Genomic DNA, 6812 nt, shown 5'->3' with positions numbered 1-6812 from the left:
CGGTTGGTGCGGTCGGTCGCTGCATCGCGAATAACCTCCGCTGCATCCACCGCGGTGATCGTGCTGGCCTGAGCCAAGAACGCCATCCGAATGGCCGCGGCGCCACCCTGAGGCGGCAACCGCAGTTCGCTCCGAGGATTTTTTTGGCGCAGGGGTTCACAGGAAAAATAAACGCTGCTATTATTGCGGGCTCGTTCGGGTTGTCTTACGAACGATGTGGCCGAAGTAGCTCAGTCGGTAGAGCAGCTCATTCGTAATGAGAAGGTCGGGGGTTCGATTCCTCTCTTCGGCACCAACAGATTCAAGCACCTAGCCCAGCCATCGCGGTTGGGCTTTGTTGTTTCTGGGCTTCATGTAGCCAGTGGTACGGTCTTGGCCGCCATGCAACGATATCGTCCGGCACCTTGCGTTTCGGGATTGCCTTCGCCAGAACGCCGACGTCGCTCGGGCCTACGATCAGGAGAAGGCACGATGCCAGCGGCTGCACCCCAATGACTCGCACGCCTACGGCGATTGCAAGGATCGCCTGGATCAGAGAGGTTGAAACACGGGTGCTCGCGGCGCTGAAGAATCAGTAAAACCGAAGCGCTCACGCCGGCGCGACCAACATACGTACAGGCGCGGCGCCGGGAAGCCAGTGGGCTCGCCCGCGCCCGCCGCTCAGCCCGCCACCAACGCGAGGACCGGCGGCAAGTCGCCAAAGCGGGCTGCGGCTATTGTGGCTTCCTTGCCCGTATCGCGGTGCCCGTAACCCCACCCGGCGAACACCGACGGTATGCCGAGCGCCCTGGCGGCCAGCACATCCACGCGATTGTCGCCAATCATCACAGCACGCTGCTGAAGCAGGCCGGCACGCGCCAGGGCATGTTGAAGGTGCACCGGGCTCGGCTTGCAGCATGGGACTGTATCGGCGCCGCAGACTACGTCGAAGAATGAGAGAACGCCGAGTTCCTCAAGAATGTGGATAGCTGCGGCCTCGATCTTGTTGGTGCATACCACCAGGCGCCACCCCTCTCCAGTCAGTTCAGCCAGTACCTTCCTTACCTCCGGATATAGCCGTGTCTCCGCTACGGGTGCATCCAAATAGCCCTGGATGAACGACGAGGATTCGTCATCCCCGATCTCGGCGCCGCGCAGTTGAAACGCACGCGACGCAAAGACCCTGAGCCCGTCTCCGAGCAGCGTGGTCGCCTCGGCGACTGTCAAAGGCTGGAGGCGTCTTGCCTGCAGGAGCAGATTGATCTGCGCCGCAATATCCGCGGCGGCATCGATGATCGTCCCATCCAGGTCGAAGATCGCAACCCGCGCAGGCAGCTCGTGACGATAGCAGGCAGGCGATTCGGTCATGTGATTCCATTTCCACTCAGATTCCAGCTCCGGCGCGCTCTCGGAACGCCCGGTCTGCCTGGCGAGCCAATTGCACTATCAGGCAAAACATACACGTCGAAGAAAGATTGCGACCAGGCAAATCGATTGAAATTACCTTTGAAAATATTCATTTAATTTCAATCCCGATACTTGTTGCCACATCCTGGCCCATCCGGCGCGCGGAACGCTCCTGCCGGCCGCGACGTTGACAACCGCTTGCCCTCCAATCCCCTCCATAGGCTTAGAGCGTTCGACGGATTGAATCGACCGCGCCGGAGCACCAGACTGGTATCACGATAAGTACAACCACGGACCGCCCGACCGGGTGGCCGCGAAATATGACGAACCGGCCGGCAAGCACGCGGCACGAGTTCGCGTTTGCCACGCAACCGGGGGAACACCATGCATACCGCTGCCACCTAGGGCTACCGGCGCCATGCCGGACTCGCGCAGGATGGCTGGACCCACGCGTCGACTGATGCGCGCCCAGCCCGCCCACAGCCACGAAAAACAAGAAAGGAAGCGGCCATGGATGCCTATCCAGTCCCTGGCGCGGCGGGATATCGCCTTTTTCCGCGCGGACTGCTCATGGTGTTTGCCTTGTGCGCATCAATGTGGAACGTACCCGTGCGCGCGGACGATGCCACGCCGCCGGAGGCCCCGGCGCCCGCCTTCAGCCCGCAGGTCTGGCTGAACGCAGGGTTTCTCTCGTATCACTTCAATCACACGGCGCACTACAACGCGTACAACTGGGGAGTCGGCGCCGATTTCCGCGTGAGCGAGGATTTCACCTTATCCGCCGGCGAGTACCGCAACAGCATGCGCGAGCACTCTACTTACGCGAGTCTCTCCTGGCAGCCCTTGCACCTGGGCCCGCTCCGGATCGGCGCGATGGCCGGCGCGGTGCGCGGGTACCCGGACATCAATCATGGCGGCTGGTCCCCGATGGCCGCGCCGGTCATCAGCATCGAATACGGACGCCTGGGTGCGAACCTGATCTATGTCCCAACCATGCGGGGCAAGGTGGACGGCTGCATTTCGCTGCAGATCAAGATTCGGGTCTGGTAGCACTGTGGAGCCGAAGCCGCAAAAAAGAAGCGCCGCATACAAAAGCATGCAGCGCTATGGAAAGAGGGCCAAGGGGTCGGGCCCTCATCGGGGATACCACCCCGGGGAGGAGCGGTATGTGGCTACTTTAGCGAGTAGCCATGCCCCGACATGCCAGCCCTTTCCTAATCTACAAGGAGAAATTTCTGCAAAATGAGCCGGGAGACTTGCGCGCAACCTGACCAAGTGGTCATGCCCCTGGCGCGGCCAACCGGCTGCCAGCTGCCGGCGGAGCGCAAAACGCCGCCAGGCAGCGGGTTTCAGACCAGCGCGATGCGATCCTCCACCAGCCGGATCTGGCCGCCCGGCTTGTCCTCCATGATCTTCATCGACTTCTGCCCGATGTGCAGGCTGACCCCACCATGGATACGCCGGCTTACTTCGATCACGGCTTCGGGAGACGGGCGCAGCTTTTCGGCCAGTTTGGCCAGCCTGGCGTCGAGTTCGATCGAGTCGCGGGTGAGCTTGAACAGGGTGGCGCGCGCCTTCTCGCGCAGGTCGCCGACGGCTTTCTCGGGATGCTTGGCGAAGAAGCTGATCAGTTGCTGCACCTTGCCCTGCTCGGCTTCCAGCTTCTGGCGCTGGGCCTCGGCCTCGGCCTTCTCGGCTTCGGCATAGGGGTTGGTTCCGACCTGCACGATGGTGGCCGCGCCTGCGGCGCCACCGAGGATGGCGGTACGCACGGCCAGTTGCGCCCGGCAGCGTCCCCCGGTGATATTGCCCTGGCCGCCCTTGGGGCTGCCGGCGACGATGCTGGTCCCGGCCGCGACATCGCTTTGGCGAATGCCGCTTTCCACCTTGACCTCGGTGCCGGCCTCCACCACCGCGCTTTCGATAAAGCGCGCATGCAACGAGCCCTTGCAGCGTACCCGCGCCTCGGTGGCGGCGTTGTCGGCACTCTGGTGAGTGCCTTCGGCCTTGCCGATGATGCCGCCTTTCACCACCACGTTGCCGCCCGCCTCCACATGGGCGGCCTCGATGGTGCCGCTGACGATCACGTCGCCGGTCACGCGCACGGTCATGCCGGTCTTGATGTCGCCGTTGACACGCAGGGTGCCGTCGAACGTGACATTGCCTGAGTGCATGTCCACCGCCTCGACATCGACCACCGGGCTCACGCTGGCGCCTTGCGCCGACAACACCGGCGAGCCGGAAATAGCCGCCAGCAGGACCTCCGGATCCGCAGGATCGGGGGCCACCCCGGTCAGGCCTTCCGCGAACGGCGGATCGGCGGCGGGTACGGCTGCCACGGTCTTGCCGAAGACATCGACGCCATCGGTGCCCTGACGAGCCGGGATACGCCGCATCAGCGGCGTGCCTGGGTTGACCAGCATTAAAGATCCGAGGTCGCGCAGATCGATGCGGCCGCTTTCATCCTCTGCCACCAGCGGCTTGCGCGGCGCCAGCAGGCTCTCGAAGCGAGCCGGCGTGCCGGGCAGCGCGGCGCGTCCCGTGGCGATTTCCAGTCCGTCGCACAGGCCCGCTTCGACCGCGCCGCGCAGCACCTCCCGGTCCGGCTCCGCAACGACGCCGCGCTCGGCCAGCGCGGTGCGGATGTCGTCCCGCGTGACCGCGCGGCCGCCCTGCGGCGGCAGCAGGTTAAGCCGTACGCTCAGGTTGTCGCTGCTGACGCTGAGTTCGAAGTAGCCGTCCGTCAACTGGCCGATCAACGCTTCTACCGGCATGCCCTCCGTGGCACGCTGGCATTGCGCGAGAAAGGCGCCGATCGCGGCCGTGTCCATCCTGGCCTCGGCCCAGCCGCCACCGGCCAGTACCGCTTCCAGCCCCGCGCGGTCCGGCGGCAGCCGGCCCGGTGCAACGGCGAATATTGCGCGCAACTGTCGCGTGCCTTCATCCAGGCTGACCTGCAAGCCTGCGGCTACGCCGGCTACTGTGTCTTGTCCCCGGTTTTCCATTCAGTTCTTCCCTTGATGGATCGTGTCCGGGCGGCGCGGCCCCGTCTTCCGCGCCGCCCGCGGTCCCGGCCCGGGTATCGCCGCGCCCCTGCGCCGCATATCCGGCGCTGGTTATATGGCGAGGCGGCATGCTGCCGATGGCTGGCGCTGCGTACCTGGCGGCACGCCTGGGTTGGCTCGGCCACCGGATGCTCGGGCCTGCCGGGCAGGCCCCTGGGCCGGGTGTCATTTGCGCGCCGAAGGGTCTATGTCCTTTCTGGCGCACACAACACCAACGGCCGTTTCGCGGAAAACTTGAGCCGGGTGACTTGGCCGGCGGACGCTCCACCGCCAGCGGCGGAAAATGTACACTTCCGTCCATCGACGGAATGCCACACCGTAGCAAAGAGGATCACTGATGATCGTGCGAGAACGCCCCTCGGGACTGAAGCTGTTCCTGGTCCTGCGAGGCTCGGTCCTGCCCCGCATCTGGCGCGCGCTGCTGGTGAACTTGGTGGTGGCGGTAGGCGTCACGCTCAGCCACGGTGCGTTTTTCCAGCACAAGATCACCCTCACGGCCATTCCCTTCACGCTGATCGGCTTGCCGCTGGCCATCTTCCTGGGCTTTCGCAATACCGCCGCCTACGACCGTTTCTGGGAAGGCCGCAAGCTGTGGGGAGACCTGGTGGTACGCAGCCAGAACCTGGCTCGGCAATGCCTCGGCCTGATTGCCGAGGCGCCGGGTAGCGCCGCCGCTGCCCCGGCCGGGCTGGACGATGTGCGGGTTCGCATGATCTCGCGCGCCATGGCTTATGCCTACGCGCTGCGCAACCGCCTGCGCGGCAGCAGTGCGGATACCGGGCTGGAGCGATCCTGGCTGCGGCCCGCGGAGCTTGCTGCACTGCAGCGCAGCACCAACGCCCCAGCCGCGCTGATGATGGGCATGGGCGAGGATCTGGGCCTTTGCGTGCGGCAAGGCCGTGTCGATCCTTGCCTTGCCGCCGGCATCGACGACACTTTGTCGCACATGGTGGCCACGGCGGTGGCATGCGATCGCATCCGCAACACGCCCATCCCCTTCTCATACACGCTGCTGCTGCACCGCACCGCATACCTGTATTGCTTCCTGCTGCCGTTCGGGCTGGTCGATACCATCGGCTTTGTCACGCCCATCGTGGTGGCGATCGTGGCATATACCTTCTTCGGCCTCGATGCGCTGGGCGATGAACTGGAAGAGCCGTTCGGCACCAGCCCCAACGACCTGCCGCTCGACGCGCTGTGCCGCGCCATCGAGATCGGCATGAAGGAAGCACTGGGCGAAACCGAGTTGCCGCCGCCGCTCGCGCCGGTGGATTACTGCCTGCACTGACGCGCCATTGCCGGCCGGACCGGCATGCGCCGCTTCCATCACTCGCCCGGCCTGGCGCGACTTTCGGTAAACTCTCGCTGTGCCGGCGCAGCGTCGTCCGGCTTTGGCGCACGCCTCACCGCTTTTCCCAGGTTCGAAACATCCCAGATGGCCCAGAAGTCCCCGGCGTCCAAGACGCCCGCCGCACCGGCGTCCAGCCCCAACGAAATCCGTCCCGGCCAGTCCATCGAGCTGCTCAAGGCGCTGCATATCCTCACGCGCGACGGCAAGATGAACCAGGACAGCCGCCGCAAGCTCAAGCAGGTCTATCACCTGTTCCAGTTCATCGAGCCGCTGCTGCAGGATCTCAAACAGGATCACCCCGACGTGACGCTGGTCGACCACGGCGCCGGCAAGTCCTACCTGGGCTTTATCCTGTACGACCTGTTCTTCAAGGAGCAGCTCGACCAGTCGCACATCTACGGCATCGAGACGCGCGAGGAACTGGTGCGCAGTTCGCAGGAGCTTGCCAGCCGGCTGGGCTTCAAGGGCATGTCGTTCCTGAACCTGTCGGTGGCCGATTCGATCACCTCGCCGCAACTGCCGCCCACCATCGACATCGTCACCGCCCTGCACGCCTGCAATACGGCCACGGACGATGCGATCCGCTTCGCGCTGGAGAAGCGCGCCAAATACATCGTGGTGGTGCCTTGCTGCCAGGCCGAAGTGGCCGGCGTGCTGCGCAGGAACAAGGCAAAGCTGCTGGCCGGCAATCCGCTCACCGAGATCTGGCGCCATCCGCTGCATACGCGCGAGTTCGGCAGCCAGGTCACCAATGTGCTGCGCTGCCTGCAACTGGAGGCGCACGGCTACCAGGTCAGCGTGACCGAGCTGGTGGGCTGGGAGCACTCCATGAAGAACGAGCTGATCATCGCGCAGTACAAGGACCTGCCGCGCCGGCGCCCGGCCGAGCGGCTGCATGAAGTGCTGCGCACGCTGGGACTGGAGGAGATGGAAGAACGCTTTTATACGCAAGAGCCGGCCGCTGCCGGCTGATGCTGCCTTGCGTCATGGCCCCGGCGCTGCCGGGGCTG

General features: G+C 64.8%; 6 protein-coding genes and 1 tRNA gene. 5 read left to right on the top strand and 2 right to left on the bottom strand.

The window, feature by feature from the left end; genetic code table 11:
* Positions 1-219 precede the first annotated feature (219 nt).
* Positions 220-295: transfer RNA gene (locus AC1DN0_RS31040), tRNA-Thr, on the top strand.
* 66 nt (positions 296-361) lie between these two features.
* Positions 362-544 (top strand): GrpB family protein, encoded by a 183-nt coding sequence (locus tag AC1DN0_RS31035; protein ID WP_441628160.1) that lies wholly within the window; start codon positions 362-364, stop codon positions 542-544.
* A gap of 116 nt (positions 545-660) precedes the next feature.
* On the opposite strand, the gene AC1DN0_RS31030 is transcribed toward AC1DN0_RS31035, so the two are convergent.
* Positions 661-1347, bottom strand: a complete 687-nt coding sequence (locus AC1DN0_RS31030; RefSeq protein WP_441628162.1) for an HAD family hydrolase — start codon at positions 1345-1347, stop codon at positions 661-663.
* Positions 1348-1896: 549 nt separating this feature from the next.
* On the opposite strand from AC1DN0_RS31030, the gene AC1DN0_RS31025 reads away from it, so the two are divergent.
* Positions 1897-2436, top strand: a complete 540-nt coding sequence (locus AC1DN0_RS31025) for a hypothetical protein (RefSeq protein ID WP_477102434.1) — start codon at positions 1897-1899, stop codon at positions 2434-2436.
* Positions 2437-2735: 299 nt separating this feature from the next.
* Here the strand turns inward: AC1DN0_RS31025 and AC1DN0_RS31020 are convergent, their stop codons facing one another.
* On the bottom strand, positions 2736-4391 hold the full coding sequence (locus AC1DN0_RS31020; protein WP_441628166.1) for a DUF342 domain-containing protein: 1656 nt from the start codon (positions 4389-4391) through the stop codon (positions 2736-2738).
* 397 nt (positions 4392-4788) lie between these two features.
* Here AC1DN0_RS31020 and AC1DN0_RS31015 point away from each other — a divergent pair, with 397 nt between their 5' ends.
* Both AC1DN0_RS31015 and AC1DN0_RS31010 read left to right on the top strand, forming a co-directional pair.
* Positions 4789-5739, top strand: a complete 951-nt coding sequence (locus AC1DN0_RS31015) for a bestrophin family protein (protein ID WP_441628168.1) — start codon at positions 4789-4791, stop codon at positions 5737-5739.
* Between the two features lie 147 nt (positions 5740-5886).
* A complete protein-coding gene (locus AC1DN0_RS31010; protein WP_477102436.1) occupies positions 5887-6774 on the top strand; it encodes a class I SAM-dependent methyltransferase in 888 nt (295 codons plus the stop codon).
* The last annotated feature ends 38 nt before the right edge of the window (positions 6775-6812 follow it).

This window comes from Cupriavidus sp. 05N39, assembly GCF_056397325.1.
Note: the sequence above shows the minus strand (reverse complement) of the source record. Positions and strands in the feature narration are given on the sequence as shown.